The organism is Nocardioides caricicola, from assembly GCF_039541135.1.
Taxonomy (GTDB): domain Bacteria; phylum Actinomycetota; class Actinomycetes; order Propionibacteriales; family Nocardioidaceae; genus Nocardioides; species Nocardioides caricicola.
Window position 1 is genome coordinate 990,013 of the sequence record NZ_BAABFQ010000003.1, and the last position, 25,774, is coordinate 1,015,786.

A 25,774-nucleotide genomic window follows, 5' to 3' on the forward strand; every position below is an offset into this window, starting at 1 on the left:
TTCCTTCAGCTCACAGGGGTGGGGTCGGTGGCGGGCGCCGGCGTCGGCTTGCTGCGCCGACGGGCGGAGAGGAGGAACAGGGTCATCACGGGGACGACGTACAGGACCCAGACCGTGGCTTCGAGCACGGTGGTCTGCGGGGAGAAGTTGAAGATGCCCTTGAGCAGGGTGGCGTACCAGGTCGTCGGGTCGATCGTGTCCGACACGTCCCACGCGAGGTTGTTCAGGCCGGGCAGGATGCCGGCTTCCTGGAGGTCGTGGACGCCGTACGAGAGGACGCCGCCGGCGACCAGGATCAAGAAGGCGCCGGTCCAGGTGAAGAACTTGCTCAGGTTGATCCGGATCGCGCCGCGGTAGATGAGGTAGCCGAGCACGACCGCGGTCGCGATGCCGAGGGCGGCGCCGACCAGGGGCTGCCAGGTGCCGGTGTCGTCCCGGACCGCTTCGGTGGCCGACCAGAGGAACAGCGCGGTCTCGAGTCCCTCGCGGCCGACCGCGAGGATCGCGACCAGGACCAGCGCGAACCACGGTCCCTCGGCGGCGTCGTCGATCCGGCCGCGCAGCTCGCCGCTCAGGGAGCGGGCCGCGCGGGCCATCCAGAAGATCATCCAGGTGACCAGGCCGACCGCGACGATCGACAGGATGCCGCCGATCGCCTCCTGCGCCTCGAAGGTCAGGGTGCGCGGGCCGTAGAACAGGGCGAACCCGAAGCCGAGCGACACGGCGACCGCGATGCCGACGCCGACCCAGATCCGCGGGAGCAGCTCCTGTCGCTCGGTCTTGACCAGGTAGGCGACGAGGATGCTCACCACGAGGGCCGCTTCGAGGCCCTCGCGCAGTCCGATCAGGTAGTTGGCGAGCACGCCGCGACGATACGCCGCTCGGTTAGGATTGCCTAACCAAAGGTGAGGCGGCTCACCCAGGTCAGATCGGGCAGCCGTCCGGGCCGCACGCGCCCGCCTCGGACCCGGCGTCGCCGCCGACGGACTGCAGCACCGGGTGGGCCTCGGCCCACGCCTGCTCCAGCACCTGGCTGAACGTCGCGGCCGGCTGGGCGCCGGAGACGCCGTACTTCTGGTCGACGACGTAGAACGGCACGCCGGTGGCGCCGTACGCACGGGCCTGCGCGACGTCCGCGGCGACCGCGGCGGCGTACTCGTCGCTCGCGAGGACCTCGGCCACGCGGTCCCGGTCGAGGCCGGTCGCGACGGCGACCTCGGCGAGCACGTCGTGGTCGCCGATGTTGCGCGCCTGCTCGAAGTACGCCGAGAGCAGCGCCTCCTTCAGCTCCCGCTGCAGTGCCGGGCCACCGGACTCGAGCGCGAGGTGGAGCAGCCGGTGCGCGTCGACGGTGTTGGTGTGCACGGTGTCGAACAGCCGGAACGCCAGCCCCTCCTGAGCGGCCAGGTCGACCAGCTGCTGCTGCATCTGGCGCATCTCGTCCTCGCTGCGGCCGTACTTGCGCGCGATCACGCCGGTCGACAGCTCGTGGCCGTGCCGCGGCGCCGTCGGGTCCAGCTCGAAGGAGCGATAGACGATCTCGACGTCGTCGGCGTGCTCGAAGCCGGCGAGCGCCGTCTCCAGCCGGCGCTTGCCGACGTAGCACCACGGACAGACGACGTCGCTCCAGATCTCGATCTTCACGGTGGTGGAACGTCGCACGACCGGCGTCCTGTTCCGAGACGCCGATCACGTGGGAGGTGGTTTCGAGGCTCGCTTCGCTCGCACCTCAACCACCGAGGTCGGCTCGCTTCGCTCGCACCTCAACCACCGCAGCGGCCCGCTTCGCTCGCACCTCAACCACCGCAGCGGCCCGCTTCGCTCGCACCTCAACCACCGCAGCGGCCCGCTTCGCTCGCACCTCAACCACCGCAGCGGCCCGCTTCGCTCGCACCTCAACCACCGTGTCTCGGTGGTTGAGGTGCGAAGGCCGCTAGGCCTGAGCCTCGAAACCACCGCCGTCGGCCATCCGCCGCTGCACTGCCGCCCGTCTCGAGAGGTCCGGCAGCGCCTCGAAGTCGCCCCGGATCAGCGCCTCGCGCTTCTTGCGACTCCACCCCTGGACGCGCTTCTCGAACAGGAACGCCTCCTCGATCGAGTCGTACCAACAGCTCCACGCCAGGGTGACCGGCTGCCGGCGCCGGGTGTACGCCGCACCGAGGTCGGGGCTGTTGTGCTGCCAGACCCTGCCCTCGAGGTCCCACGTGCTGCCGACGTAGTAGGAGTCGTCGGCGCATCGAACGATGTAGGTGTACGGCACCAGTGCAGGCTGCGCTCGCCGTCACGCCCGAGCAAGCGGCGTACCCATGCCTGTGGAGAACGGTGGTTTCGAGGCTCGCTTCGCCCGCACCTCAACCACCGGTGGAAACCGTTTCCGATACACTTTATATCGTATATAGTTCCGCAGACATCGAGCTCAGGAGGGACAGATGGCGATCGCGTCCGGCGGCGCGCAGATGACCATCGCGGGCGGGATCCGGGAGTTCGCCCGGGCCACGCCGCGGGCGACGGCGGTCATCGACGGGGACCGCACGCTCACGTTCGGGGCGCTCGACGAGCGGGCCAGCAGGCTCGCCACCTGGCTGCTCGGCAAGGGCCTGCAGCCGGGCGAGCGGGTGGCGGTGCTGCTCGGCAACCGGCTGGAGTACCCCGAGGTCGCGGCCGGCATCGCCAAGGCCGGGCTCGTGATGGTGCCGCTGAACCCGCGGCTCACGCCGGCGGAGAGTCGCTACATCCTCGAGCACTCCGGCGCCCGCGCACTGGTCCTGGACGACAAGCTCGCGGCCCTGGCCGGCGACGCCGCCGAGGAGCTCCAGCTGACGGTGCTCTGCATCTCGTCGGGCAACGGCGCCACCCAGCTCGGGCCGGAGTACGAGGCCGCGCTCGCGGCGGCCGACGCCCGCGACCCGTACGCCCCCGTCAGCGAGCTCGACCCGTTCTGCATCGCCTACACCTCGGGCACCACCGGACGCCCGAAGGGCGTGGTGGTCTCGCACCGCAGCCGGGCGCTCACCTTCTACCTCTCCGCGCTGGAGTGGGGCCTCGGCCCGGGCCGCACCTCGGCCGCGGTCGCGCCGATGTACCACGGCGCTGGCTTCGCCTTCGGCTACGCGCCCGTGTTCGCCGGCGGCACCGTGACCATGCTGCGCTCGTGGGACCCCGAGGAGTTCCTCGCGCTGTGTGCCCGCGACCGGGTGCAGTCGACGTTCCTCGTGCCGACCCACGCGCAGATGCTGCGCGGCCTGGGTGAGGGAGCGGTCGCCAAGCACGACCTGTCCTCGCTCGACACCCTGTACTTCAACGCCGCCGCGCTCCCCTGGCCGCTCAAGCAGTGGGTGATGGCGGAGTTCCCGCAGTGCGGCATCCACGAGCTCTACGGCTCGACCGAGGGCGGCATCATCACCAACCTCCGCCCCGCCGACCAGCACACCAAGCCCGGGTCGGTCGGCCACGCCTGGTTCCTCACCGAGCTGCGCGTCGTCGACGACGCGGGCAACCCGGTGCCCAACGGCGAGCCCGGCGAGCTCTTCAGCCGCTCGCCGTTCCTCATGAACGGCTACCACGACGATCCCGAGGCCACCGCCGCGTGCACCACCGACGACGGGTTCCTCACCTGCGGTGACGTCGTGGTCCGCGACGAGGACGGCTACGTCCACATCGTCGACCGCAAGAAGGACCTGATCATCTCGGGCGGCGTGAACGTCTACCCGCGCGAGGTCGAGGACGTCCTCGCGACCCACGCCGCCGTCGCGGAGTCCGCGGTCGTCGGCGTCCCCAGCGAGACCTGGGGCGAGGAGGTGGCGGCGTACGTCGTGCTGCGCGGCGGCGTCAGCGTGTCCCCGGAGGAGATCGCCGCCGAGCTCGAGGCGCACTGCCGCACCGGCCTCGCCGGCTTCAAGGTCCCCCGCCGCTGGACCGTCACCGACACCCTCCCCCGCAACGCCGCCGGAAAGATCCTCAAGCGCGAGCTGCGCGACCGCCTCATCCCATCCACGAAGGAGCTGTAAGTGCGACCGCACGTCGAACTGATCCAGGAAGACGACTACGTCTGGCACGGCGCCGAGCTGCCGGGCGGCGAGGGCCGCGCCAGCGAGCGCCGGCTCTCCGTCGACGAGGAGGACGGCTCGTCCTCGCTGCGCGTCGACTTCCACACCGACTGGGGCCGCGGGCCGGGCATCCACCACGCCAACACCGAGTACTACGTGCTCGAGGGCGAGATCGACTACGGCGGTCGCACGATCGGCAAGGGCGGCTACGTCTACGCGCCGAAGGGCGTTCCGACCGACTACCTCAAGATCGCCGAGGGATCGAAGCTCCTGCACTACCGCGAGTACGGCGACGCCGGCTTCGACGCCGTCGAGTCGGTCGCCGCGGCCCAGCGCTGGGCCGACGCCCGCGAGGACGTCATCGTCATCGACTCCGAGGCGATGCAGTGGGACGCCGTCCCGAACCCGGGCCCGATGCCCGGCCTGTACATCAAGTACCTGCACGTGGACCCCGTCACGGGCTTCTACACGCGCCTCGTGCACGCCCAGGAGGGCTGGTCGGACCACCGCCTCGCGCACCACCCGTGCTACGAGGAGGCCTACACGACCCAGGGCCACATGGAGTACAACTTCGGCACCCTGGACCTCGGCACCTACTTCTTCCGCCCGGCCCGCGTGAAGCACGGCCACTTCACCACCATGGAGGGCGGCGCCACGTGGCTGCTGCGCTCGGACGGTGAGCTGAAGAACTGGTACACCCAGAACGAATGGGTCCGCTGGGGCGGCGACGGCGTCAACTACACCGCCGAGGGCCTCAACGAGGAGCCGCACACCCCGCAGCGCTGGTCGTCGTCCACCCACGACCTCGCCACCCCGTGGCGGTCGGAGGAGGACATGCGGCAGATGAACGCCGCCTGGCAGTTCCAGATCGACCAGGGCCAGAACAACTCGCCGGTCAAGCACCAGGGCACCGGGGCGGACCCGTCGATCCTCGCGTTCATGAAGGCGATGGACGCCGCCAACCTGCAGGGCGGCCACGGTCACGACCACGCGCACGACCACGACCACGACCACGATCACGCGCACGACCACGCGCACGAGACCCCCGAGCTGGACTGGGGCTGGTCGGGCAGGGACGTCGAGCACCGTGACGAGCGGACCAACGAGCACGCCCACAACTGGGGCACCCGCGTCGACTGGAAGGACGGGGACCCGATCCCCGCGCCGATCATCTCCTCGCTGCCGGTCCGCAGCCGCTCGCGCGGCCGCTGGGACGGCGACGGAATGTGATGACCCCTCTCGTTGCCCAAGCAGCGGAGGCCGCCCACGGGTTCAACGGGCAGACCGTCGCGATCTTCCTGCACGTCGTCCTGTTCGCCTACTGGCTGGGCGGCGACGTCGGGGTCTTCTACGCGAGCCGGTACATCATCAAGAGCGAGGTCGGCCCGGAGGCGCGTGGGGTCGCCACGAAGATCATGCACGCGACCGACATCGCGCCGCGGGTCTCGTTGGTGCTGATCCTGCCCAGCGGCGTCACGCTGATGGCGTGGGGTCCACTCGGGGACGAGTTCTTCGTGCACGGCTGGCTGCTCGCCCTCACCTGGGTGGCCGGCCTGGCCTGGCTGGCGGTGTCCCTCATCGACTACCGCGGCGGTGACACCCCGCTGGCCCGGCTCTCGCAGAAGACCGACCTCACGGTCCGCTACGCGCTGAGCGTGGGGCTGGTGGCCGTCGGCGTCTACACGATGATCGTGTCCGAGCCGTTCGGCGTGGACACGAACCCGAAGTGGCTGGGGGCCAAGGTCGTGGCGTACGCGCTGTGCATCTTCAGCGGCGTGATGATCCGCCGGCAGCTCAAGCCGTTCGGGCCGGCGTTCGGCAAGCTCGTGACGTCCGGCTCCACCCCCGAGGTGGAGAAGCAGATCCTCGGCTCGATCAGGCGCTGCGAGCCGTGGGTCTACGCGATCTGGGCGCTGGTCCTGGTCGCCGCGCTCCTCGGCGTGATGAAGCCCGGTTCCACCGCGTTCTGAGCACGCGTCCCGAAAGCCCCGTCCCGCAACCGGGACGGGGCTTTCGTGGTGGTGCAGCCGCTACGCGATCTGGACGGCGGCGCGGCGCGGGGCCGGGACGCCGGGAACCGGGGTGCCCTTGCGGCTGTGGGCCAGGGGCAGGCCGACCGTGAAGGTGGTGCCGGCGCCGAGCTCCGACTGCACGGCGACCGAGCCCTCGTGGCGCTCGACGATGGTCGCGACGATCGCCAGCCCCAGCCCCGTGCCGGGCTGGGCGAGCGCCTCGGGGTTCGTCGTACGGAAGAACGCGCCGAACAACCCGGCCTGGTCCTCCTCCGAGATCCCCATGCCGTTGTCGGACACGCGGATCACCACCTCGTCGGTGCCGAGCGCGACCTCGACGGTGACCGTGCCGCCCGCGGGCGTGTACTTGACGGCGTTGCTGACCAGGTTGCCGATCAGCCGGTCCAGCTCCGTCGGGTCACCGGGCACGACCAGGTCGGTCGGCTCGAGCGCGAGCTCGACCGTGAGCTGCTTGGCCCGCGCCGAGGTCTCGATCAGCTCGACGACCTCGAGCGTGATGTCCCGGACGTCGACCGGCACCGTGGCCAGCGGGTAGCGCGGGTTGCTGACCCGCGCCAGCATCAGGAGGTCGTCGACGACCTTCTTCATCCGGTCCGAGCCCCGCGTCATCGCCGCGTGGTGCATCATCGCGACCGCCTCGAGGTCCAAGGTGCCGAGCATCTCGAGGTTCCCCGCGATCACCGCCAGCGGCGTGCGCAGCTCGTGGGACATGGTGGCGATCAGCTGGCTGCGGTAGTCGTCGAGCTGCTTCAGCTCGCGCACCAGCGCCCGCTCGCTCTCGAGCGCCCGCGCGGTCATCAGCGCGGCGCCCAGGTCGTGGCCGATCTGGCGGGCCGAGTCGATCTCGACCGGCGACCACGGCGGGTCCTGCTCGCGCCGGGTCAACGCCATGAAGCCCAGGCACTCCTCGCCGGCACCGAGCGGTACGGCGAGCACCGTCGACAGGCCGAGCGCCTCGAGCTCGCGGTGGATGACGTCAGGCACGCCGGGGGTCTCGCCGGCGACCACCACCAGCACGGTCTGGTCGCGCCACAGTCGTGGCGCCACCCGCCGCGCCTCCTCGACCACCTCGGGCCGCATGGTCACCGTCTCGCCGTCATGCTGTCGCGCGTAGCTGCCGCCGGGACAGTCGGCGTCGAGCACGTGGATCCACGAGCCGCTGGCGCGGAAGCCCTCGACGAGCGGACGGTGGGTGCTGCGCAGCACGGCCTCCAGCGAGGCGTGCGCGGGCATCGAAGCGGCGCGGATCATCCGGCGCGCGGACTCCGCGTGGGCGACCTGCTGCAGCAGCTCCTCGCGCTCGAACGCCGTGAGCACGGCGCGCTCGGCCTGGGCGGCGTACCGCTCGAGCAGGTCGCGCTGGACGGCGTCGGGGCGCAGGCCCGACAGCGGCCGGTCGACCGACACCGCGCCGACCATCGTGCCGTCGTCGTCGGTCAGGACCGCGAGCAGCACGTCCTGGGCCCGCCAGGCGTCCGGGTGGTCGAGCTGCTCCTGCTCGAACTCGACCCAGTGCCCCTCGAGCTCGGCGTGGTCCTCGGCGGCGAGGAAGCGCAGCCGCGGCCCCCACTGCTCGGCAGCGACCAGCACCGGCTCCAGCACGTCGGCCGGGTCGGGCTGCTCGACGTACGCGCGGTACTCCTCCGGGCCGACGTAGGCGACGGTGACCAGCTCGTCCTCGATCACCACCGACAGGGCGGTCACCTCGAAGCCGACCATCTGGGCGACCGACTCGGCCATCAGCTGCAGGACCGAGCGCGCAGAGGAGTCGGACCAGCCCGAGGGGTCGGCGTAGCGCCGCTGCTGCTGATCCGGGGTCGACACGTGGCTGAGTATGCCTACCGACGCTCCCATCGGACGGGATCTGGCCGTTTACGCGCGGCGCGTCTCGGCCAGACGGTCGCCGAGGAGCCGGCCGAAGACGAGCGCCGGCGTGAGCAGCATCCCCGAGCAGAAGCTGTTGCCACAGGTGGCACCGGCGCCGATCACCTCACCGATCGCGAACAGCCCGCCGATCCGTGCGCCCGCCTCGTCGAGCACGGCGAACGTGTCGTCGATGTCGAGGCCGTCGAACGTCACGACCGCGATCCCCTGGTTGTGCAGCGCGTAGAACGGCGGGACCGCGATCGGCGCGGGCAGGTGGGTGCGCCCGAACTCCTCGTCCACACCGGCGGCCACCGCGCGGTTGTACGTCGCCACCGCGGCGACCAGCCCGTCGGGGTCGATGCCGGCGGCCGCCGCGACCTCCTCCAGGGTGTCAGCCGCATGGATGCCGGGGCGCACGTTCGCGTGCCGCCGCAGGTCGTCGGGCTCCCAGCCCAGCACGATCGGCGGCTGCCCGCCGCCGGACCGGGCCACGGCGTCGTCGTCGAAGATCGTCCAGAACACCTGGTCGGGCAGCGCGGTCAGCGCCCGCTCCTTCACGTCGATCGACGGCTCGTCCTCGGCGATCCAGCGGCGACCGGTCCGGTCGACGTAGATCTCGCGCGGCGGGCGCTCGACGGTCAGCAGCAGCCGCTCGGCCCAGTTCGCGCGGTGGGGCGCCTGCGGGTCCGGCAGCCCGCCGAACGTCGGCAGGTAGGTGCCCTCCCCCTGCAGGGCCGCGCCGACCGCGCGGCCGAGGTGGATGCCGTCGCCGGTGGACGTGCGCGCCGCGACGGTCACCAACTCGACGCCGTGCCGCTCGGCGAACAGCTCGGCGTCCGCGCCGTACCCCCCGGTCGCGAGGACGACCGCGGCCGCGGCGACCTCGACCTCCGCGCCGTCGCGGTAGACGTCCACGCCGACGACCCGGCCGTCGTCGTCGGTGCGCAGCCCGGTCACCGGGGCGTTGCTCCAGAGGGTGAGGTCGTGGGCCGCGAGCGCCTCGGTGAGCTCGGCCTCGAGCACCTGCAGCACCGACAGCCCGCCCTCGACGCCGTACACGGTGCGCGGGACCTCGTAGGGCTCGTGGCCGTAGACGATGCGCGGGGTCTCGGGGTCGAACGGCATGCCGCTGCCGACCAGCCACTCGACGACGCCCGGAGCCTCCTCGACCACCAGGCGGACGAGGTCCTTGCGGGCGGTGCCGTTGCTGATCCGGTCGATGTCGGCGAGGTGCCGCTCGGGGTCGTCCTCGATGCCGGCCGCCCGTTGCAGGCTGGTGCCGCCCGCGGACAGGTGGCCGCCGCTCAGGTGGAGGGCGCCACCGATGCGCCGGTCCTTCTCGACCAGGAGCACCCGGGCACCGCCACGGGCGGCGCGCACCGCGCAGGTCAGCCCGGCCGGACCAGCGCCGACCACCACCGCGTCGTACTCCCACCCGGCCACGCCTAGATCATATATGATTCGCCGCGATGACTACCGCGAACGGACCTCTCGCCGGCATCCGGGTCGTCGACGCGTCGACGATCCTGGCCGGGCCGCTGGCCTGCCAGATCCTCGGCGACTTCGGCGCCGAGGTGATCAAGATCGAGCACCCGTCGGCCGGGGACGGCATGCGCGGGCACGGCCCGTCCGTGGACGGCACGCCGATCTGGTGGTCGGAGATCTCACGCAACAAGCGCACGGTCGCGCTCAGCCTCTCCTCCGAGGCCGGCGCCGGGGTGCTGAAGAAGCTGGTCTCGACCGCCGACGTGCTCGTCGAGAACTTCCGGCCCGGCACCCTCGAGCGGTGGGGCCTCTCCCCCGCCACCCTGCAGGAGCTCAACCCCCGCCTGGTGATCGCGCGGATCACCGGCTTCGGCCAGACCGGGCCGTACGCCGCCCGCGCGGGCTTCGGCACCCTCGCCGAGGCGATGAGCGGCTTCGCGCACCTGACCGGGCAGCCCGACGGGCCGCCGACCCTGCCGGCGTTCGGCCTCGCCGACTCGATCGCCGGCATCGCCGCGAGCTCGGCGATCTCGATGGCGCTCTACGAGCGCGAGAGGTCCGGCACCGGCCAGGTCATCGACCTCAGCCTGCTCGAGCCGATCATGACCGCGGTCGGGCCGGGCCCCTCCGTGTACGGCCTCACCGGCCAGGTCGGCCAGCGGCACGGCAACCGCTCCACGAACAACGCACCGCGCAACGCCTACGAGACCAGCGACGGGCACTGGGTCGCCATCTCCACCAGTGCCCAGGCGATCGCCGAGCGGGTGCTCACGCTGGTCGGCCACTCCGAGGTGCTCGACGAGCCGTGGTTCGCCTCCGGCCACACCCGCGCCCAGCACGCCGACCTGCTCGACGGGTACGTCGGCGGCTGGATCGCCGAGCGCACCCGCGACGAGGTCGTCAGAGCGTTCACCGAGGCCGGCGCCGCGGTCGCGCCGGTGTACAGCGCGAAGGACCTGGTCGAGGACGAGCACGTCCGCGCGACCCAGATGCTGACGCCGGTCGACGACCCGGCGCTCGGCGAGGTTCTCCAGCACAACGTGATGTGGCGGATGTCCCAGACCCCCGGCGCGATCCGCTTCCCCGGCCGCCCGCACGGCGCCGACACCGACGACGTCCTGACCGAGCTCGGCCTCAGCGCCGACGAGATCGCCACCCTCCGTTCCCAGGAAGTGATCAAGTGACCACCCAGGCCCTCCTCGACGCCGTCGCCGGCGGCGTCCGCGTCGTCGACCTCGGTCGCCGGCTGACCGTCGGCATGCCGCAGTCGCCGAACCACCCGGCGTACTGGCACGCCCACCCGCGCCGCCACGGCGACATGGTGCGCGCCGACGGCGGTTCCGCCGCGAACGACATGATCTCGATGGGCACCCACGTCGGCACCCACATCGACGCGCTCTCGCACGTCTCGCAGGACGGCCGCATGCACGACGGCCTGGGCATGATCGAGCTCGGCGTCCACACGATCGAGCCGATGGTCCGCCGCGGCGTCCTGCTCGACGTCCCCGCGACGCTCGGCGTGGACCGGCTCGACGCCGGTCAGGAGATCACCGTCGCCGACCTCGAGGCGACGGTCTCGCGCCAGGGCACCGCGATCGGTGCCGGCGACGTCGTGCTCGTGCGCTCCGGCTGGGGCCAGCACTTCGACAGCGGTGATGGCGACACGTTCCGCGGCCTGAGCACCGGCGTGCCCGGCGTCTCCACGGCCGGCGCGACCTGGCTCGCCGAGAAGGGCGTGCACGCGGTCGGCGCGGACACCATCGCCTTCGAGATGCTCTCGCCCGGCGCCGGCCACGGGCTGCTGCCCGCGCACCGCGTGCTGCTCGTCGAGAACGGCATCTACATCGTCGAGACGATGGCGCTGGAGGAGCTCGCCCAGGACGCGATCCACGAGTTCGTGTTCGTGCTGTCGCCGCTTCCGCTGTTCGGCGCGACCGGCTCCCCCGTCCGGCCCCTCGCGGTGGTCGGCGCATGACCGAGCCGACGCTCGCCCAGCAGCTCGGCGAGTTCGCCGAGAAGGCGTATGCCGACGGCGTGCCCGACGACGTCGCGGTCTCGGTGCAGCAGCGCGTCCTCGACGTGCTCGGTCTCTGCGTCGCCGCGCACCGGTTGCCGACCAGCGCCGCCGCGCTCGGCCACGTCCGCGACCAGGGCGGCCACCCGCAGGCGACCGCCGTGGGCGTGCGCGGCCGGGTGACCGCCGCGCAGGCGGCGTTCGCGAACGGCGTGCTGGCGCACTCCCTCGACTACGACGACACCCACCTGCCGTCGGTGCTGCACCCGAGCGCCAGCGTGGTTCCGGCGGCGCTGGCCGCGGCCGAGCACGCCGGTGCGAGCGGCGCCCAGACCGTCCGCGCGATCGCGGTCGGCCTCGAGGTCGCCGTACGCCTCGGCATGGCGGGGTACGACGACGACCTCGGCAACTCGGTGTTCTTCGAGCACGGCCAGCACGCCACGTCGATCACCGGCGCGATGGGCTCGGCGGTCGCGGCGTCGCTGCTCTACGGCACCGACGTCGTCGACGCGCTCGGCCTGACCGCGTCCATGGCGTCCGGTGTCATCGAGGCCAACCGCACCGGCGGCACCGTGAAGCGGCTGCACTGCGGCCTCGCCGCACAGGCCGGGGTCAACGCCGCCCAGCTCGTGCGCCGCGGGTTCACCGGACCGCCGACCGTGCTCGAGGGCCGGTTCGGGTTCTTCCAGGCCTGGCTGCACGGTCAGTTCTTCCCCGAGGCCGTCAGCGACGGCCTCGGCGAGGAGTGGTCGGTGCCGGGCATCTTCTTCAAGCCCTACCCGGCCAACCACTTCACGCACACGACCGTCGATGCGGGTCGCGCGTTCCGCGAGCGGGGCATCGCGCCCGACCAGGTGGCGTCGGTCGTGATCGGCGTCGCCGGGTCGACCGTGCGCACCATCGGGGAGCCGATCGAGGTCAAGCGCGCCCCCGAGACCGGCTACCAGGCGCAGTTCTCCGGCCCCTACGCCTTCGCCGCCGGGCTGCTCGGCGGCGGGGGCCTCGGCACCGGCCTGGACGACTACAGCGACGCCCTCGCCCAGGACCCGCAGCGGCGCGCGCTGATGGCGAAGGTCGACGTCGTCGCCGACGACGAGTGCAACGCGATCTACCCCTTCCAGTTCCCGGCCGTCGTCACGCTCACCACCACCTCGGGCGAGACCCTCGTCGAGAAGGTCCTGACGAACCGGGGCGGACCCGCCCGGCCGCTCAGCGACGACGAGCTGGCCACCAAGTTCCGCGACAACGTCGCCGGCCGGCTGGACGCCGGCGCCGCGGACGCCGTACGGCGTGCCGCTCTCGACCTGCGTCACGCCGACGGCGTGACCGACCTGCTGTCCCCTCTCGCCGTCCCCAAGGAGACCCACGCATGAGCGAGCTCGACCTGATCATCACCAACGTCGCGGTCGTCGTGCCGGGCCAGGACGAGCCGCAGTCGCTCGACATCGGCGTCAAGGACGGCAAGATCGCGCGGCTCGAGGCCGGCCTGTCCGGTGCCGACCGTGTGGTCGACGGCGGCGGCAAGGTCGCGTTCCCGGGGGTCGTGGACGCCCACCAGCACTGGGGCATCTACAACCCGCTGCCCGAGGACGCGGTCAGCGAGAGCCGCGCGTCGGCGCAGGGTGGCGTCACCACCGCGATCACCTACATGCGCACCGGGCAGTACTACCTGAACAAGGGCGGCCCGTACTCCGAGTTCTTCCCCGAGGTGCTGTCGCTGACCGAGGGCAAGGCGCTGATCGACTACGCGTTCCACCTCGCGCCGATGAGCAAGGGCCACATCGCCGAGATCCCGTCGCTCGTCGGCGACCACGGCGTCACGTCGTTCAAGATCTTCATGTTCTACGGCGGCCACGGGCTGCACGGCCGCAGCGCCGACCAGAGCTCGTTCCTCATGACCCCCGAGGGCGAGCGGTACGACTACGCGCACTTCGAGTTCGTGATGCGCGGCATCCAGGAGGCGCGGGAGAAGTACCCCGAGATCGCCGACCAGATCTCGCTGTCGCTGCACTGCGAGACCGCGGAGATCATGACCGCGTACACGAAGCTGGTCGAGGAGGACGGCACGCTCACGGGGCTCCCGGCGTACTCCGCCTCGCGCCCGCCGCACTCCGAGGGCCTCGCGGTCACGATCGCGTCGTACCTCGCGCACGAGACCGAGCTGCCGACGATCAACCTGCTGCACCTCACCTCGCGCAAGGCGGTCGAGGCGGCGCTGATGATGGCGAGCACGTTCCCGCACATCGACTTCCGTCGCGAGGTCACCGTCGGCCACCTGCTCGCCGACTGCGACACCGCGCACGGGGTCGGCGGCAAGGTGAACCCGCCGCTGCGTCCGCGCGAGGACGTCGAGGCGCTGTGGCAGTACCTGCTCGACGGCAAGATCGACTGGGTCGTCTCCGACCACGCGTGCTGCAAGGAGGAGCTGAAGTTCGGCGAGCCTGCCGATGACGTCTTCCTGGCGAAGTCCGGCTTCGGCGGCGCGGAGTACCTCCTCGCCGGCATGGTCTCCGAGGGCTCGAAGCGCGGCCTGCCGTTCGGCCGGATCGCCGAGCTCACCTCGACCAACCCGGCCGTGCGCTACGGCCTGGGCGGCACCAAGGGCTCGCTCGAGGTCGGCAAGGACGCCGACATCGCGCTGGTCGACACGACGGTGACCTGGACCGTGCGCGCCGAGGAGTCGGAGTCCACGCAGGAGTACACGCCGTTCGAGGGTGCCGAGCTGACCGCTCGCGTGACGGACACCTTCGTGCGTGGGCACCAGGTGATGGCCGACGGCGTCGTCTCGACCGAGCCGGTGGGTCGCTACCTCTCGCGTCCGACGACCGCCTGACCCTCGCTCCTCAGGCTCTCCTGTCCCGCTGCGCCATCAGCCCGGGAACTTCCGGCACGGCTGGCTGCGCAGCGACGCGCACGGCGGCGCCTTGCGGGGCACGTCGACGCCGGGCACCACGGGCAGCACCAGCCGCGAGCGGTGGGTGCGGTCGGTCGCGATCCACACCCGCTCACCGCCGGCGATCGTCGTGTCGAAGTCCCACAGCGGCCGGGCGCCGCCCGGCGCGTCGACGGTGATCCGCAGCCGCGAGCCCTTGCGGAACGGCTGGGCGAACGGGAACAGCTCGACCCGCACCTTGGTGAAGGTGTCCGCGGGCAGCGGGCGGTAGTCCGCCTCGAGGTCGGTGTGCACCGGCCGGATCGGCGTCGACTCGTCGAGGTCGAGCGCGCGGTGGCCGGCGCGCAGCCAGCCGGACTGCACGTAGATCTCGGTGCCGTTCGGCCGCACCTCGCTCAGCGTCACCTCCAGGTCGGTGTCGTCCGCGTTGCTGCGGATCCACAGGTCCACCGACCCGGTGCCCACCGCGACGGTGTCCTTCTTCAACGGCCGGCTGATCCAGCCCAGCCCCGTGCGTGCGGGGATCTGCCGCCAGTCGTACTCCGGGTGCGCCTGCCAGATCCCCGAGTTCGAGCCCGAGTACGTCGTGGCCGGGAGCGCCTTCGGGCGCGCCCGGTAGCTGCGCGCCGAGAGGTCCTTCGCCGCTTGGGTCAGTGGGCGCCCGCGCAGCTCGCCGCGGCCGCCGAGGTACCACGCGGTCGCCTTGGCCCTGGGGACCGGCCACGCCGGGAACGACTCCACGAAGCGCGGCAGCGGCGACCCGGACGGCTGGCCGTCGGCAGCCCCCTCCTCGAACAGCACCTGGATCGGGTCCCGCGACTCGAACGACGCCAGAGCCTGCTCGAAGGTCATGCCGGCGTACGACGGGCCGGGCGGCATCGCGAGGCCGTCGACCCCGGTCAGCGACTTGGCCAGGGTCGTGGCGATGAAGCTCCGCGGGAACGCGTCGTTCGGCGCCGGCACCCGGCGGGCGACGTACAGGTCGAGGAAGTCGGCGTACCGCCCGAGGATGCCGAGGCTCAACGACTCGGTGTGCGAGCCGTTGACCAGGGACGCGTAGACGTGCGGCGAGCCGGTGAGCTCGTCGAGGATCTCCGGCGAGTGCCCGCCGGTCTGCTCGTCCTGCCAGGCTGCGGCGAGGAAGACCGGTACGTCGATCCGGTCCGCGAACAGCGTCGGGTTGACCATGTCGTAGTAGCGCGCCCCGTAGAACGGGTTGTCGGTGACCAGCGCGAGCGGGTCCGGGTTCTGCAGCCGGACCTCCTGGTTCGCCGCGCAGGTGGTGTCGCCGGCGTCGACCCGGCCCTGCTCCCAGCCCTGGCCGAACGGCGCGGACTGCTCGGCGCGCTCCTTCGCCCACGGGACCGCGAAGCCGGTGTTGAGGACGCCGCCCGGGTAGAGGGTGCTCCGGTAGGTGTCGTCGATGACCGACAGCGGCGTGATCGCGGACAGGTGCGGCGGCTGGGTGCGCGCGACGTACAGCTGGGTGATGCCCGGGTACGAGATGCCGACCATGCCGACCTCGTGGTACTTCGCCCACGGCTGCGCGGCCACGGTCTCGATCACGTCGTACCCGTCGAGGCTCTGGATCGGCTCGAAGTTCAAGAACGAGCCGCCGGAGCAGCCGGTGCCGCGGATGTTCACGCCGACGTAGGCGAAGCCGAGCGCGTTGTAGAGCTGGGCGAACGTCGTCTCGCCGGGGTCGCTCGGGCTGTAGCCGGAGTACTCGACGACGGTCGGGAACGGACCCTCGCCGGGCGGGAACCACACGTTCGCCGAGAGCGTCGTGCCGTCGCGGGCGGTGATGTAGTTGAAGCCCTCGTCGAGGCTCTGGCCGTCGTAGAACGACTGCGGCGGCGCCGGGTCGTCGAAGTCGGGCACCGTCACGTTGCTGCCGGCGACGGAGTACTCCCCCGCGTCGACCTCACGCCACACCAGGCTGCCCGCCGCGTCCACGGTCCCGCTCTGCACGACCGCGCCGTCCTGCACGAGGTCGAGCGCGGTCCCCGGCGTCGCGTCCAGCACGTAGAGCTGGTTCGCCCCGGGCCGGAGCGTGAAGCCGGCCGGGTCGTCAGCCTGGGCGAGGCCGGGTGCGGTCAGCAGCCCCGCGAACAGGGTGGCGGCCGCCAGCGCGGCACGTGACGTACGTCGCATGGCGCAGATGCTGCCATGCGATCACTCCGCCGCGGGGACGATCCTGATGTCGCGCACCGCGCCGCCGTCCAGCGCGGCCAGCGCCTCCTGGTACGCCGCGCTGTCGTGCGCCGCGACCGCCGCCTCGACGGAGTCGAACTCGATGAGCACGGTGCGGGTCTTCTCGCCCGCCTCGAAGGTCGCCTCCGGGAAGCCGCGCGCCAGGAACGTGCCACCGGCACCGGTCAGCGCGGGGCCGGCGAGGGCGGCGTACGCCTGGAGCTTCGCCTCGTCGGTGATCTCCTGGTAGATGCTGATCCAGTAGGCAGTCATGCGGGCCATCCTGCCGGAGGGCGCGAACCTACAGCTTGGTCATCTTGTGGAACGGGCTCGGGACCCGGACCTTCTGGGTGCGGAAGTCGACGATCACCGCGGCGGAGTCGGCGTGGATGACGCGCCCCATGCCGTAGGCGTCGTGCTGCACCAGGTCGTCGCACGCGAACGTCTCGACAGAGATCTCGGGAGCGGGCGCGAACGGGCTGGTCGCGAGGTGGCGCTGCGGCGGCTGTGAGCTGGACACCCCTCGAGTATGCGCCCTCCCCCTATTCACCGGACATCGTTTCACGGTAAATCCTCTTTTGAGGACCCCGGCGCCGACCTCCATGATGGATCCGTGCTGACCTCGACCCCGATCACTCCTGACCTGGTCCGCGGCGCCCTCGAGCTCGAGCCCACCGAGCAGGGGCTGAGGCCCCACCGGTTCCCAGCCTCCGCCCGCGCCCAGGCCGACGGCCAGCTGGCGATGGCGGAGGCCCAGCCCTCCGGTGTGCGCCTGGTGTTCCGCACGAAGGCCACCGTGATCGAGCTCGACACGATCCGCACGACGGTGACGTACGTCGGTCTCCCGGGTCGGCCCGACGGCATCTACGACCTCGTGGTCGACGGCCGGCTCGCGCGGCAGGCGACGGGGTCGGCCGGGCACGTGCTCGAGATCGACATGGCCACGGGCGAGGCCGACTTCCGGGCCGGCCAGGCCGGGACGGTGCGGTTCGAGGGGCTGGCCGACACCGCCAAGGACGTCGAGATCTGGCTCCCCTGGAACGAGGCCACGGAGCTGGTGGCGCTGCGCACGGACGCGCCCGCCGAGCCGCTGCCCGACAACGGGCGGCGGGTCTGGCTGCACCACGGCAGCTCCATCAGCCACGGCTCGAACGCGGCGAGCCCCACCACGACCTGGCCCGCCGTCGCCGCGGTCGGCGGCGGCGTCAAGCTGGTCAACCTCGGGGTCGGCGGCAGCGCCCTGGTCGACCCGTACACCGCGCGGGTCATCCGAGACGCCCGAGCGGACCTGATCAGCGTCAAGCTCGGGATCAACGTCGTCAACCACGACGCGATGCGGCTGCGGGTCTTCGGCCCCGCCGTGCACGGCTTCATCGACACGATCCGCGAGGGGCACCCCGAGACCCCGCTGCTGGTGGTCTCGCCGATCTGCTGCCCGATCCACGAGGACACGCCCGGGCCGAGCGCGCCGAGCTTCGACGAGAACGGCATCCACTTCGCGGCCGGGGGCGACCCGGCGGACGTGCGCGCCGGCAAGCTCACGCTGTCGGTGATCCGCGACGAGCTCGCCCGGATCGTCCAGGCGCGCGCCAAGGACGACCCGAACCTGTACTACCTGGACGGTCTCGAGCTCTACGGTCCCGACGACTACGCGGAGAACCCGCTGCCCGACGAGCTGCACCCCGACGCCGCGACCCAGCGGCTCATCGGCCGCCGGTTCGCGGCGCGCGCGTTCGGCGCGGCCGGGCCGTTCAGCATCTACAGCCCGTAGCGCGCGAGCTTGTCGTCCTTCTTGCCCAGGAACTTCTTCATCATCCGGCCGGTCGTGAGCCAGGCGATCTCGTCGCCGTTCTTGGTCGAGGCCAGCATCTTCTCGACGAGGAACGGCGCGACGTCGTCCACGTGGTCACTGAGGATGTTGACCATCTTGCGCTGGCTCTGGACCGACTCGGGGCTGGTCGCGGCCTCCCGCAGCCAGCCGTCGGTGATGAGGATGCCGGGGCGGACCTGGCCGACGCGCACGGGGGTGCCCTCGACCTCCTTCACCAGCGCCTTGGTGAACATGTCCAGGCCGCGCTTGGTCGTCGAGTAGACGCCCATGCCCGGGCGGACCGAGCCGTCGCTGCCGCCGCCGAGGATGTTGAACAGCTGGCCGCCGCCGTTCGCGGACATGCCGCGCAGCGCGACCTGGGATCCGTAGATCGTGCCGAGCATGTTCGTGCTGACCATCGTCGAGACCTCGTCGGGCGTGGTCTCGGCGATCGTGCGCATCGTGTACGCGACACCGGCGTTGTTGACCCAGAGGTCGACCGAGCCGAGCGCGGTGACCGCGGCGTCCCAGAGCGACTGGACGGACTTGGCGTCGCTGACGTCGACCACCTGGCCGGCCGCGCGACCGCCGTTCTTGGCCTCGAGGCCGAGCTTCTCGACGGCCGCGTCGACCGCGGCCTGGGTGCGGCCGGTGACCACGACGGCGTGGCCGCGGCGCACGAGCTCCTGCGCGAGCGCGTAGCCGATGCCCTTCGTGCTGCCGGTGATGACTGCATTGACCATGTCGTTCTCCTCGGGTATCAGCGGGCTCGGGCGAGCACGAGTCGGGCCTGGCGGATGACGGCTTCGTCGACGAAGTGGCCGCGGTCGTCGACGGCGACCCCGGCGCCGTCTCGCTCCCACTGCTCGACGAGCGCCCGGGCGCGGCTGACCTGCTCCTCCGAGGGCGTGAAGACCTCGTTGGCGATCGCGACCTGGGCGGGGTGGATGCAGGCACGGCCCACGAACCCGAGCCGGGCCAGCGCCTCGGTCGACGCACGGAACGCGTCGAGGTCGCGGAAGTTCGTCGACACCGGCGCGATCGGGGGCGCGATGCCGGCCGCGGCCGAGGCGAGCACGACCTGCGAGCGGACGTGCAGCAGCTCGCGCTCGTCGTCCCCGGGCGTGACGCCGATGTCGGCGCGCAGGTCGGCCTCGCCGATCTGCAGGCGCTGCACTCGCGGGGCCGCCGCGATCTCGGCGGCCCGCAGCACCGAGGCCGCGCTCTCGAGCAGGGGTACGACGGCCGCGGCACTGCCCAGCGACGTCAGCAGCCCGTCCAGCTCGACCAGCTCGTCGGCGGTCTCGGTCTTGGCGACCATCACTCCGGTCAGTGCGGGGGCGTCGGCGATCGCACGGACGTCGGTGTCGCGCAGGTCCCCGGTGTTCAGCCGCACCCAGACCCCGACGTTGGCGAGCATCGGCAGGTCGTGCAGCCAGACCCGGACCCGCTCGCGCGCGGCGTCCTTCGCGGGCGGTGCGACGGCGTCCTCGAGGTCGACGATGATCTCGTCGGCGCCCCGGTCGAGCGCCTTGGCGAGCTTGTCGCCCGCGTCGCCGGGGACGTAGAGCGCGGATCGCGCGAGCATGTCAGCCAACCTTGGTCTCCCCCTTGATGAGCGACTTCGCCACGACCGTGCGCAGGATGTCGTTGGTGCCCTCGCCGATGCTCATCAGGATCGAGTCCCGGTAGAGCCGCTCGACCTCGAACTCGGTGGAGTAGCCGTAGCCGCCGTGGACCTTCATCGAGTCGATCGCGGCGTTGAGCGCGACCTCCGAGCAGAAGATCTTCGCCATGCCGGTCTCCCCGTCGGCGCGACCGCGACGTACGGCGTCGGCGGCCCAGTAGGCCATCAGCCGGGCGGCCTGCACCTGGGTGCCGAGCTCGCCGAGCTTGAGCTGGATGGCCTGGAAGTCCGAGATCGGCTGGCCGAACGCCTTGCGCTGCTGGGCATAGGAGAGCGCCTCGTCGTGCGCGCGCTGGGCGATGCCGACCGAGCGGGCCGCGATGTTGACCCGGCCCCACTCGAGCGCGGACAGCACCTGCTGCATGCCCTTGCCCTCGACGCCGCCGACGAGCTGCGTCACCGGGACGCGCACGTTGTTGAGCGAGATCTCGCAGGACTCGGTGCCCTTGTAGCCGAGCTTCGGGATGTCCTTGGTGACCTCGTAGCCCTCCGTGTCGGACTCGATGAGCAGGACGCTCATGCCCTTGTGCGCCGGCGAGGCGGACGGGTCGGTCTTCACGAGCACCGGCAGGGGCGAGGCGTAGCGGGCGTTGGTGATCCACATCTTCGCGCCGTTGACGACGTAGTGGTCGCCTTCCAGCCGCGCGGTGGTGCGGATGCCCTGGAGGTCGGTGCCCGCGTCCGGCTCGGTGAGCCCGATGCCGCTGCGCAGCTCGCCGGTGGCGAGCCCGGGCAGGTACTTCTGCTTCTGCTCGTCGGTTCCGTGCATCGCGATCAGGCGGCAGGCCAGCGAGTGGCTGCCGAGGATGCCGGCAACGCCCATCCAGCCGCGGGCGATCTCCTCGAAGACGAGCGCGAACGAGACCGGGTCGAGGTCGAGGCCGCCGTACTCCTCCGGCACGGTGATGCCGAAGAGACCCATCTCCTTCATGCCGTCGACGATCTCGGTCGGGTAGCGCCCGGCCTGCTCCCACTCGCGCGCGACCGGGACGATCTCCTTGTCCACGAACGTGCGCAGCAGCGCCTTGAACTCGCGCTGGTCCTCGTCGAGCTGGAAGTCCATCACTTCTCCTGTGGTGTGAAGGCGGGCCGGAAAATGGGCAGCGCTCGACCATCGTCGAGGGGTCGCCAGGAAACGGTCACGGGGTCGCCGATCCGAACGGCCTGGGGGTCGTCGGTGACGACGTTGCTGAGGAGCACGACGCCCTCGGGCAGCCGGATGCGGGCGACGACGTACGGCGCTTCGTGCTCGGCGTCCGGCGCGCGCATGACGACCGTGCAGGCGTCGACGAGGCCGGTGCCGGCGCTGTCGTGGTGGCCGAGCGCGTCGGTGCGGCCGCAGCCGGTGCAGAGCGTGCGCGGCGGGTGCTGGGCGTGGCCGCAGCTGCCGCAGGTCTGCACGACGAGCCGCCGATCACGGGTGGCGTCCCACCAGGTGCGGGTGGCCTCGTCCGGCTCGGGAACGGTGCTCATCGGTCCACCCCCAGCAGGACGGTCGCGTGCGTCGACAGGATGCCGCCGGTGCCGTGCGCGAGCGCGACCTCGGCGCCCGCGACCTGCCGGTCACCGCACTCGCCGCGCAGCTGCCGGACCGCCTCGACGAGCAGCAGCACGCCGAGCTGGCCGGGGTGGCAGTACGACAGGCCGCCGCCCGAGGTGTTGAGCGGCAGACTGCGGCTGCGCACGAGGTCGCCCGCCTCCCCCGGCGCGCAGAAGCCGAGCGCCTCGAGGCTGAGCAGCACGGTGATCGTGAACGAGTCGTAGAGCTGCGCGACGTCGACGTCGGCCGGCGTCAGACCGGCCCGGGCGAACGCCGCGGCACCCGAGGCGACCGCGCCGGTGACCGTGAGGTCGTCGACCGCGGTCATCGACGCGTTGGTCGTGCTCTCGCCGTAGCCGAGCACGAGCACCGGCGGCTTCGGCAGGTCGCGCGCCCGCTCCAGCGAGGTGAGCACGATCGCGCCCCCGCCGTCGGTGACCAGGCAGCAGTCGGCCACGGTGAGCGGCGTCGACAGCGGCTTGGCACCGAGGACGTCGTCGACGGTCAGCGGGCCGGCGTCGTACCGGAACGCCTGCGGGTTCAGCAGGGCCCACTCGCGCGCGGCGACCGCGACCTCGGCGAGGTCCTCGCGCGCCGCGGTGTACTTGTGGAGGTACTGCCCGGCCGCCATCGCGTAGTAGGACGCCGGGTAGAGCGGGCCGTACGGCTGCTCGAACTGCGCCTCCGGCGTGTGCGCCTCGTAGACGCCGCCGAGCGAGCGGGATTTCGCCGAGCGCTGGTTGGAGGCGAACGAGATCACGACGGTGTGGCACTGGCCGGCCTCGATCGCCTGCGCGGCGCGGGCCACGAACATCTCGTAGGCGCTGCCGCCCGCGAACGTCGAGTCGGTCCAGGCCGGCTGGATGCCGAGGTGCTCGGCGAGCGACGTGGCGGAGAACCGCGCCACGCTGGTCGTCGCGATCCCGTCGACGTCGCTGAGCGACAGACCGGCGTCGGCCAGCGCGCGGGTGATCGCCTGGGTCTGCAGGCCGAGGATCGACAGCCCGGTCGAGCCCAGGTCGCACTCCGCGGCGCCGACGATCGCGACGGTCATCGGGGGCTCCCCCCCGGTCCGTCGGCGCGGCCGAGAAGTACGACGGCACGGCACGGCGCGGCGGCGGTGCGGGCGTCGGTGCCGTCCTCGGCGACCACGACCACGGTCATCTCGGCGACCAGCCGGTCGGCCGAGACCTCGGCGACGGTGCCCGCGCACCGCAGGGTCTCGCCGGCGAAGACCAGGTTGCGGAAGCTGAACTCCAGCTCGCGCACGAAGGACTGCGGGCCGAGCCAGTCCTGCAGCATCTCGACGAGCAGGGCGCCGTACACCTGTCCGTCGACGATCGGGCCGGGCAGCTGCTTCTCGGCGACGTACGCCTGGTCGTAGTGCAGCTTGTGCCAGTCCCAGGTGGCGCCGGCGTAGGCGACCATGTCGGTCAGGCCGATGGTGCGCTCGAGCGGAGGGATCGCGTCGCCGACCGAGATCGCGGCGTGGTCGACGGAGCTCACTTCTTCTCCAGTCCGACGAAGATGATCGTCTCGGCGTTCTCGGCGAGCAGCTCGCCGTCCTGGTTCGTGTACGTCGCGGTCGAGGCGATGACCAGCATCTCGTTGCCGGAGCCGGTGACCTTCTCGGTCACCGAGGTGATGCGCCACGTCGCGGTGACGACGTCCTCCGGCCGGATCCGGCGGTGGAACGTGTACCGGTTGCCGCCGCGCACCTGCCGGGTGCCCGGGATGTCGAGACCCCAGGTGTGACCGGCGTAGCCCTCGTGGTCCATCGGCAACGCGGCGTACTGGTTGGTCTCGCAGACCAGCGTGAGCGGAGCGGTCACGCCGGCCAGTCCCTGCGCCTGCGCGTACGCCGGGTCGGAGTAGAGCGGGTTGTCGTCGCCGATCGCGAGCCCGAAGTAGCGGCCGGCGGCGGCGCCGAACGGCTCGGGGGCGGTGTAGACCTTGGTCCTCCCCTCGAGCGCGCGCACCTCCTCGGTCAGCAGGCTCATGCACGCACCGCCAGCGGGAAGACCTCGTACAGGAACTCCGGCCGCAGCAGCCCGGCGCAGCCGGCGACCGAGGCCTGCACGTTCGGGAACATCCGGTCCCGCACGGCGCCGATGCCGGCAGCGTCACCACCCGGGCAGATCAGCTCGAGGACGTGCACGACCTCCTCGGCCGAGAAGCCGGCCTCCTCGACCACCTTCAGCACGGCGGCGTAGGTGAACTCGGCCTGCGCGACCGAGTCGTCGGGGAACAGCGCCTCCTGGGTCTCCATGTCGAGGGCGCCGAAGCCGCTCATGTAGAGCGTGTCGCCGGCGAGCACGCCCGGCATGTAGGTGAGCGTCTCGTAGCGGGTCCAGCCGGGGTTGATGTTCTTGAGCGGCAGTCGCGAGGCGGTGACGTCGAGCGCGACCAGCTGGCCGGGACGGTGCAGCCGCGACATCAGGATGCCGCCGGCGCCGGGGAACACGCCCGCGCCGCCGAGCCGGTTCTTCCGCTCGCGATGCGTACGCCGGTAGACGTCGCGGGTCTCGGGAGTGGAGTAGTCGAACGTCGTGACCGCGGCGTCGAGCGACAGCCCCAGCTCGCGCAGCTGCCGGTCGGCCTCGTCGAGGCACCAGGCGTACTGGCCGACGAAGTCGCCCTCGTGGACGACCTCCCCGCTGGCGTCGACCGGGATCACCGTCGGCAGCACGACCGCTCCCTCACCGACCGGCGGGGTGTCCTGCTCGATCCGGTAGTCCGCGCCGCCCGGCAGGTTCTCGACCACGATGGTGGTCACGGCCTCGTTGCCGGCGCGCAGCTCCTCGTAGCGCTCGAGGGCGGCGACGGCGATGTACTCGGTGGACGTGCTCAACGGTTCTCCTTGGCCAGGCGGTCGGCGAGGGTGATCAGGACGGGCAGGTCGAAGGCCTCGACGGCGGCGGTCAGCTCGGCGGCGTCCTCGGCCGAGCCGACGTTGCCGGCCAGCTTGGCGTCCAGCGCGGCGCCGGCGCTGCGGTCGACGTGGCCGGTCAGCGTCCGGCCGTCGGCGAGCGAGACGGTCACCCGGCTGGGCGCATCGGCGGCGACCCGGGCGTCGGGCACCTCGGTCACCTGCACCCGCGTCGCGAGGGCGCGCACGTCGGCGCGGCCCAGCGACTCCGGCTCGTAGGTGGCGACGGTGACCTCGCCGTCGGTGAGCAGCGCGGCCAGGCTCCACGGGAGCGAGAACTTCGCGTCGTACGCCGTGCGCGGGTCGACCTTGTCGGGGGTGCAGACGATCGCGGCGCTGTCCGGGTGCACCTCGACCGCGATCGCCTCGACGGCGGCCGGGTCGAGCGGCAGCACCTGGCGGCCGGCGTCGAGCGCGGCGTGCATCAGCTGGCACGCCGGGTAGGGCTTGAGGGTGATTCGCGTGGTCTCCCAGCGGACGCCGAGGTCTGCGGTCACCAGGCCTGCGTCGGCGTGGCCGTCCGCGAGGGCGGCGTACAGGCCGCGGTCGCCCTCGATGACGCTGTCGGGGCCGTTGGCGCCGGCGGCGGCGAGCCGTGCGGCGATGATGCCGGCCTGCGAGGCCAGGCCCGGGTGCAGCTGCTTGGTCGACGAGCCCGTCGCGAGGAACTCCAGCAGTCCCCCGGCCGAGCTGCCGGCGATGCCGAGCGCGTCGACGGTCGTCGCCTGGTCGAGCTTCATCAGCCGCGCCGCGACGAGCGCCGAGGAGAACACGCCGCACGCCATCGTCGCGTGCAGGCCGCGGCCGTGGAACGCGTGCGGCGCGGCGCCGGCGATCCGGCAGACCGCCTCGAAGCCGACGACCGCGGCGACCAGCGCCTCGTCGGCGTCGGCGCCGACCTGCTCCCCGACGGCCAGGACCGCCGGGAGCACGACGGCGGTGGCGTGCACGAGCCCCCCGGCGTGGGTGTCGTCGAAGTCCAGCGCGTGCACCAACGTGCCGGTCGCGAGCGCGGCGGCGGGCGCGGAGATCCGCATGCCCCGGCCGAGGAGCGTCGACTCGGGTGGGCCGCCGAGCCCGGCTGCCACGGTGAGCGCGGGCTCGGCGGCACCTCGGCGGGCCGCGGCGACGGCCGTGCCGAGCCCGTCGAGGAGGTGGCGGCGCGCGGTCGCGGCCACCTCCTCGGGCACGTCCTCACGGCGCAGGCCCAGGGCCCACGCCGCGAGGTCAGAGCTGACGGTCATCTTGTGGGGCCCCCGCGGAAGCGTGGGGCGGAGG

Annotated in this window: 25 protein-coding genes; 8 read left to right on the plus strand and 17 right to left on the minus strand. The window is 72.0% G+C overall.

What is annotated here, in order from left to right:
- Positions 1-5 precede the first annotated feature (5 nt).
- From efeU to ABD875_RS06635, 3 genes are all read right to left on the minus strand, one after another.
- Positions 6-863: an iron uptake transporter permease EfeU gene (gene efeU, locus ABD875_RS06625; protein WP_345172463.1), complete on the minus strand. Its 858-nt coding sequence runs from the start codon at positions 861-863 to the stop codon at positions 6-8.
- Between the two features lie 61 nt (positions 864-924).
- Positions 925-1,662 carry a DsbA family oxidoreductase gene (locus ABD875_RS06630; protein WP_345172465.1) on the minus strand — a complete coding sequence of 246 codons (738 nt, stop codon included), beginning with the start codon at positions 1,660-1,662 and terminating at the stop codon, positions 925-927.
- A gap of 271 nt (positions 1,663-1,933) precedes the next feature.
- Positions 1,934-2,260, minus strand: a complete 327-nt coding sequence (locus ABD875_RS06635; protein WP_345172467.1) for a GIY-YIG nuclease family protein — start codon at positions 2,258-2,260, stop codon at positions 1,934-1,936.
- A gap of 169 nt (positions 2,261-2,429) precedes the next feature.
- Between ABD875_RS06635 and ABD875_RS06640 the strand changes: the two genes are divergently transcribed.
- The 3 genes from ABD875_RS06640 to ABD875_RS06650 are packed head-to-tail and all read left to right on the plus strand — an operon-like array spanning position 2,430 to position 6,016.
- Positions 2,430-4,007: a class I adenylate-forming enzyme family protein gene (locus ABD875_RS06640; RefSeq protein WP_345172469.1), complete on the plus strand. Its 1,578-nt coding sequence runs from the start codon at positions 2,430-2,432 to the stop codon at positions 4,005-4,007.
- The gene (locus ABD875_RS06645) at positions 4,008-5,276 is read left to right on the plus strand and encodes a DUF4437 domain-containing protein (RefSeq protein ID WP_345172471.1); all 1,269 of its coding nucleotides are present in this window, start codon (positions 4,008-4,010) and stop codon (positions 5,274-5,276) included. It abuts the gene before it with no gap.
- The gene (locus ABD875_RS06650) at positions 5,276-6,016 is read left to right on the plus strand and encodes a hypothetical protein (RefSeq protein ID WP_345172473.1); all 741 of its coding nucleotides are present in this window, start codon (positions 5,276-5,278) and stop codon (positions 6,014-6,016) included. The genes ABD875_RS06645 and ABD875_RS06650 overlap by 1 nt, the downstream gene beginning before the upstream one ends.
- A gap of 60 nt (positions 6,017-6,076) precedes the next feature.
- On the opposite strand, the gene ABD875_RS06655 is transcribed toward ABD875_RS06650, so the two are convergent.
- Both ABD875_RS06655 and ABD875_RS06660 read right to left on the minus strand, forming a co-directional pair.
- Positions 6,077-7,903 (minus strand): ATP-binding protein, encoded by a 1,827-nt coding sequence (locus ABD875_RS06655; RefSeq protein WP_345172475.1) that lies wholly within the window; start codon positions 7,901-7,903, stop codon positions 6,077-6,079.
- Positions 7,904-7,951: 48 nt separating this feature from the next.
- A complete protein-coding gene (locus ABD875_RS06660; protein WP_345172477.1) occupies positions 7,952-9,388 on the minus strand; it encodes an FAD-dependent oxidoreductase in 1,437 nt (478 codons plus the stop codon).
- A 26-nt stretch (positions 9,389-9,414) separates the two neighbouring features.
- On the opposite strand from ABD875_RS06660, the gene ABD875_RS06665 reads away from it, so the two are divergent.
- Genes ABD875_RS06665 through ABD875_RS06680 form a run of 4 tightly spaced genes read left to right on the plus strand, consistent with a single transcriptional unit; the run spans position 9,415 to position 14,277 of the window.
- Positions 9,415-10,614: a CaiB/BaiF CoA transferase family protein gene (locus ABD875_RS06665; RefSeq protein WP_345172479.1), complete on the plus strand. Its 1,200-nt coding sequence runs from the start codon at positions 9,415-9,417 to the stop codon at positions 10,612-10,614.
- Positions 10,611-11,405 carry a cyclase family protein gene (locus tag ABD875_RS06670; protein ID WP_345172481.1) on the plus strand — a complete coding sequence of 265 codons (795 nt, stop codon included), beginning with the start codon at positions 10,611-10,613 and terminating at the stop codon, positions 11,403-11,405. The genes ABD875_RS06665 and ABD875_RS06670 overlap by 4 nt, the downstream gene beginning before the upstream one ends.
- A complete protein-coding gene (locus ABD875_RS06675) occupies positions 11,402-12,817 on the plus strand; it encodes an MmgE/PrpD family protein (RefSeq protein WP_345172483.1) in 1,416 nt (471 codons plus the stop codon). Before ABD875_RS06670 ends, ABD875_RS06675 begins: the two co-directional genes overlap by 4 nt.
- Positions 12,814-14,277, plus strand: coding sequence for a dihydroorotase (locus tag ABD875_RS06680; RefSeq protein ID WP_345172485.1), 1,464 nt, complete (start codon positions 12,814-12,816; stop codon positions 14,275-14,277). The genes ABD875_RS06675 and ABD875_RS06680 overlap by 4 nt, the downstream gene beginning before the upstream one ends.
- A 36-nt stretch (positions 14,278-14,313) precedes the next feature.
- On the opposite strand, the gene ABD875_RS06685 is transcribed toward ABD875_RS06680, so the two are convergent.
- From ABD875_RS06685 to ABD875_RS06695, 3 genes are read right to left on the minus strand one after another with little or no spacing between them, the layout of a single operon-like run.
- Positions 14,314-16,491 carry a CocE/NonD family hydrolase gene (locus tag ABD875_RS06685; RefSeq protein WP_345172487.1) on the minus strand — a complete coding sequence of 726 codons (2,178 nt, stop codon included), beginning with the start codon at positions 16,489-16,491 and terminating at the stop codon, positions 14,314-14,316.
- 21 nt (positions 16,492-16,512) lie between these two features.
- A complete protein-coding gene (locus ABD875_RS06690) occupies positions 16,513-16,803 on the minus strand; it encodes a DUF1330 domain-containing protein (protein WP_345172489.1) in 291 nt (96 codons plus the stop codon).
- Between the two features lie 28 nt (positions 16,804-16,831).
- Complete coding sequence (locus tag ABD875_RS06695) at positions 16,832-17,050, minus strand: hypothetical protein (RefSeq protein WP_345172491.1); 219 nt, start codon at positions 17,048-17,050, stop codon at positions 16,832-16,834.
- A 93-nt stretch (positions 17,051-17,143) separates the two neighbouring features.
- Between ABD875_RS06695 and ABD875_RS06700 the strand changes: the two genes are divergently transcribed.
- The gene (locus ABD875_RS06700; protein WP_345172493.1) at positions 17,144-18,301 is read left to right on the plus strand and encodes a GDSL-type esterase/lipase family protein; all 1,158 of its coding nucleotides are present in this window, start codon (positions 17,144-17,146) and stop codon (positions 18,299-18,301) included.
- On the opposite strand, the gene ABD875_RS06705 is transcribed toward ABD875_RS06700, so the two are convergent.
- Genes ABD875_RS06705 through ABD875_RS06745 form a run of 9 tightly spaced genes read right to left on the minus strand, consistent with a single transcriptional unit; the run spans position 18,289 to position 25,740 of the window.
- Entirely contained in the window at positions 18,289-19,083 is a 795-nt protein-coding gene (locus ABD875_RS06705; RefSeq protein WP_345172495.1) for an SDR family oxidoreductase, read from the minus strand. The two genes, ABD875_RS06700 and ABD875_RS06705, sit on opposite strands and share 13 nt — an antisense overlap.
- Positions 19,084-19,100: 17 nt before the next feature.
- Positions 19,101-19,928, minus strand: coding sequence for an HpcH/HpaI aldolase/citrate lyase family protein (locus tag ABD875_RS06710; RefSeq protein ID WP_345172497.1), 828 nt, complete (start codon positions 19,926-19,928; stop codon positions 19,101-19,103).
- A gap of 1 nt (position 19,929) precedes the next feature.
- Positions 19,930-21,090, minus strand: coding sequence for an acyl-CoA dehydrogenase family protein (locus ABD875_RS06715; RefSeq protein ID WP_345172499.1), 1,161 nt, complete (start codon positions 21,088-21,090; stop codon positions 19,930-19,932).
- The gene (locus ABD875_RS06720) at positions 21,090-21,500 is read right to left on the minus strand and encodes a Zn-ribbon domain-containing OB-fold protein (protein ID WP_345172501.1); all 411 of its coding nucleotides are present in this window, start codon (positions 21,498-21,500) and stop codon (positions 21,090-21,092) included. The genes ABD875_RS06715 and ABD875_RS06720 overlap by 1 nt, the downstream gene beginning before the upstream one ends.
- Positions 21,497-22,621 (minus strand): acetyl-CoA acetyltransferase, encoded by a 1,125-nt coding sequence (locus ABD875_RS06725; RefSeq protein WP_345172503.1) that lies wholly within the window; start codon positions 22,619-22,621, stop codon positions 21,497-21,499. The genes ABD875_RS06720 and ABD875_RS06725 overlap by 4 nt, the downstream gene beginning before the upstream one ends.
- Positions 22,618-23,073, minus strand: coding sequence for a MaoC family dehydratase (locus ABD875_RS06730; RefSeq protein WP_345172505.1), 456 nt, complete (start codon positions 23,071-23,073; stop codon positions 22,618-22,620). Before ABD875_RS06730 ends, ABD875_RS06725 begins: the two co-directional genes overlap by 4 nt.
- A complete protein-coding gene (locus ABD875_RS06735) occupies positions 23,070-23,567 on the minus strand; it encodes an FAS1-like dehydratase domain-containing protein (RefSeq protein WP_345172507.1) in 498 nt (165 codons plus the stop codon). Before ABD875_RS06735 ends, ABD875_RS06730 begins: the two co-directional genes overlap by 4 nt.
- Positions 23,564-24,418 (minus strand): RidA family protein, encoded by an 855-nt coding sequence (locus ABD875_RS06740; protein ID WP_345172509.1) that lies wholly within the window; start codon positions 24,416-24,418, stop codon positions 23,564-23,566. Before ABD875_RS06740 ends, ABD875_RS06735 begins: the two co-directional genes overlap by 4 nt.
- A complete protein-coding gene (locus tag ABD875_RS06745) occupies positions 24,415-25,740 on the minus strand; it encodes an MmgE/PrpD family protein (RefSeq protein WP_345172511.1) in 1,326 nt (441 codons plus the stop codon). The genes ABD875_RS06740 and ABD875_RS06745 overlap by 4 nt, the downstream gene beginning before the upstream one ends.
- Positions 25,741-25,774 lie beyond the last annotated feature (34 nt).

Coding starts and splice junctions, on each gene's coding strand:
- ABD875_RS06640 (WP_345172469.1), top strand. CDS start 2,430: ATGGCGATCGCGTCCGGCGGCGCGCAGATGACCATCGCGGGCGGGATC.
- ABD875_RS06650 (WP_345172473.1), top strand. CDS start 5,276: ATGACCCCTCTCGTTGCCCAAGCAGCGGAGGCCGCCCACGGGTTCAAC.
- ABD875_RS06665 (WP_345172479.1), top strand. CDS start 9,415: ATGACTACCGCGAACGGACCTCTCGCCGGCATCCGGGTCGTCGACGCG.
- ABD875_RS06675 (WP_345172483.1), top strand. CDS start 11,402: ATGACCGAGCCGACGCTCGCCCAGCAGCTCGGCGAGTTCGCCGAGAAG.
- ABD875_RS06680 (WP_345172485.1), top strand. CDS start 12,814: ATGAGCGAGCTCGACCTGATCATCACCAACGTCGCGGTCGTCGTGCCG.
- ABD875_RS06685 (WP_345172487.1), bottom strand. CDS start 16,491: ATGCGACGTACGTCACGTGCCGCGCTGGCGGCCGCCACCCTGTTCGCG.
- ABD875_RS06690 (WP_345172489.1), bottom strand. CDS start 16,803: ATGACTGCCTACTGGATCAGCATCTACCAGGAGATCACCGACGAGGCG.
- ABD875_RS06705 (WP_345172495.1), bottom strand. CDS start 19,083: ATGGTCAATGCAGTCATCACCGGCAGCACGAAGGGCATCGGCTACGCG.
- ABD875_RS06710 (WP_345172497.1), bottom strand. CDS start 19,928: ATGCTCGCGCGATCCGCGCTCTACGTCCCCGGCGACGCGGGCGACAAG.
- ABD875_RS06715 (WP_345172499.1), bottom strand. CDS start 21,090: ATGGACTTCCAGCTCGACGAGGACCAGCGCGAGTTCAAGGCGCTGCTG.
- ABD875_RS06720 (WP_345172501.1), bottom strand. CDS start 21,500: ATGAGCACCGTTCCCGAGCCGGACGAGGCCACCCGCACCTGGTGGGAC.
- ABD875_RS06725 (WP_345172503.1), bottom strand. CDS start 22,621: ATGACCGTCGCGATCGTCGGCGCCGCGGAGTGCGACCTGGGCTCGACC.
- ABD875_RS06735 (WP_345172507.1), bottom strand. CDS start 23,567: ATGAGCCTGCTGACCGAGGAGGTGCGCGCGCTCGAGGGGAGGACCAAG.
- ABD875_RS06745 (WP_345172511.1), bottom strand. CDS start 25,740: ATGACCGTCAGCTCTGACCTCGCGGCGTGGGCCCTGGGCCTGCGCCGT.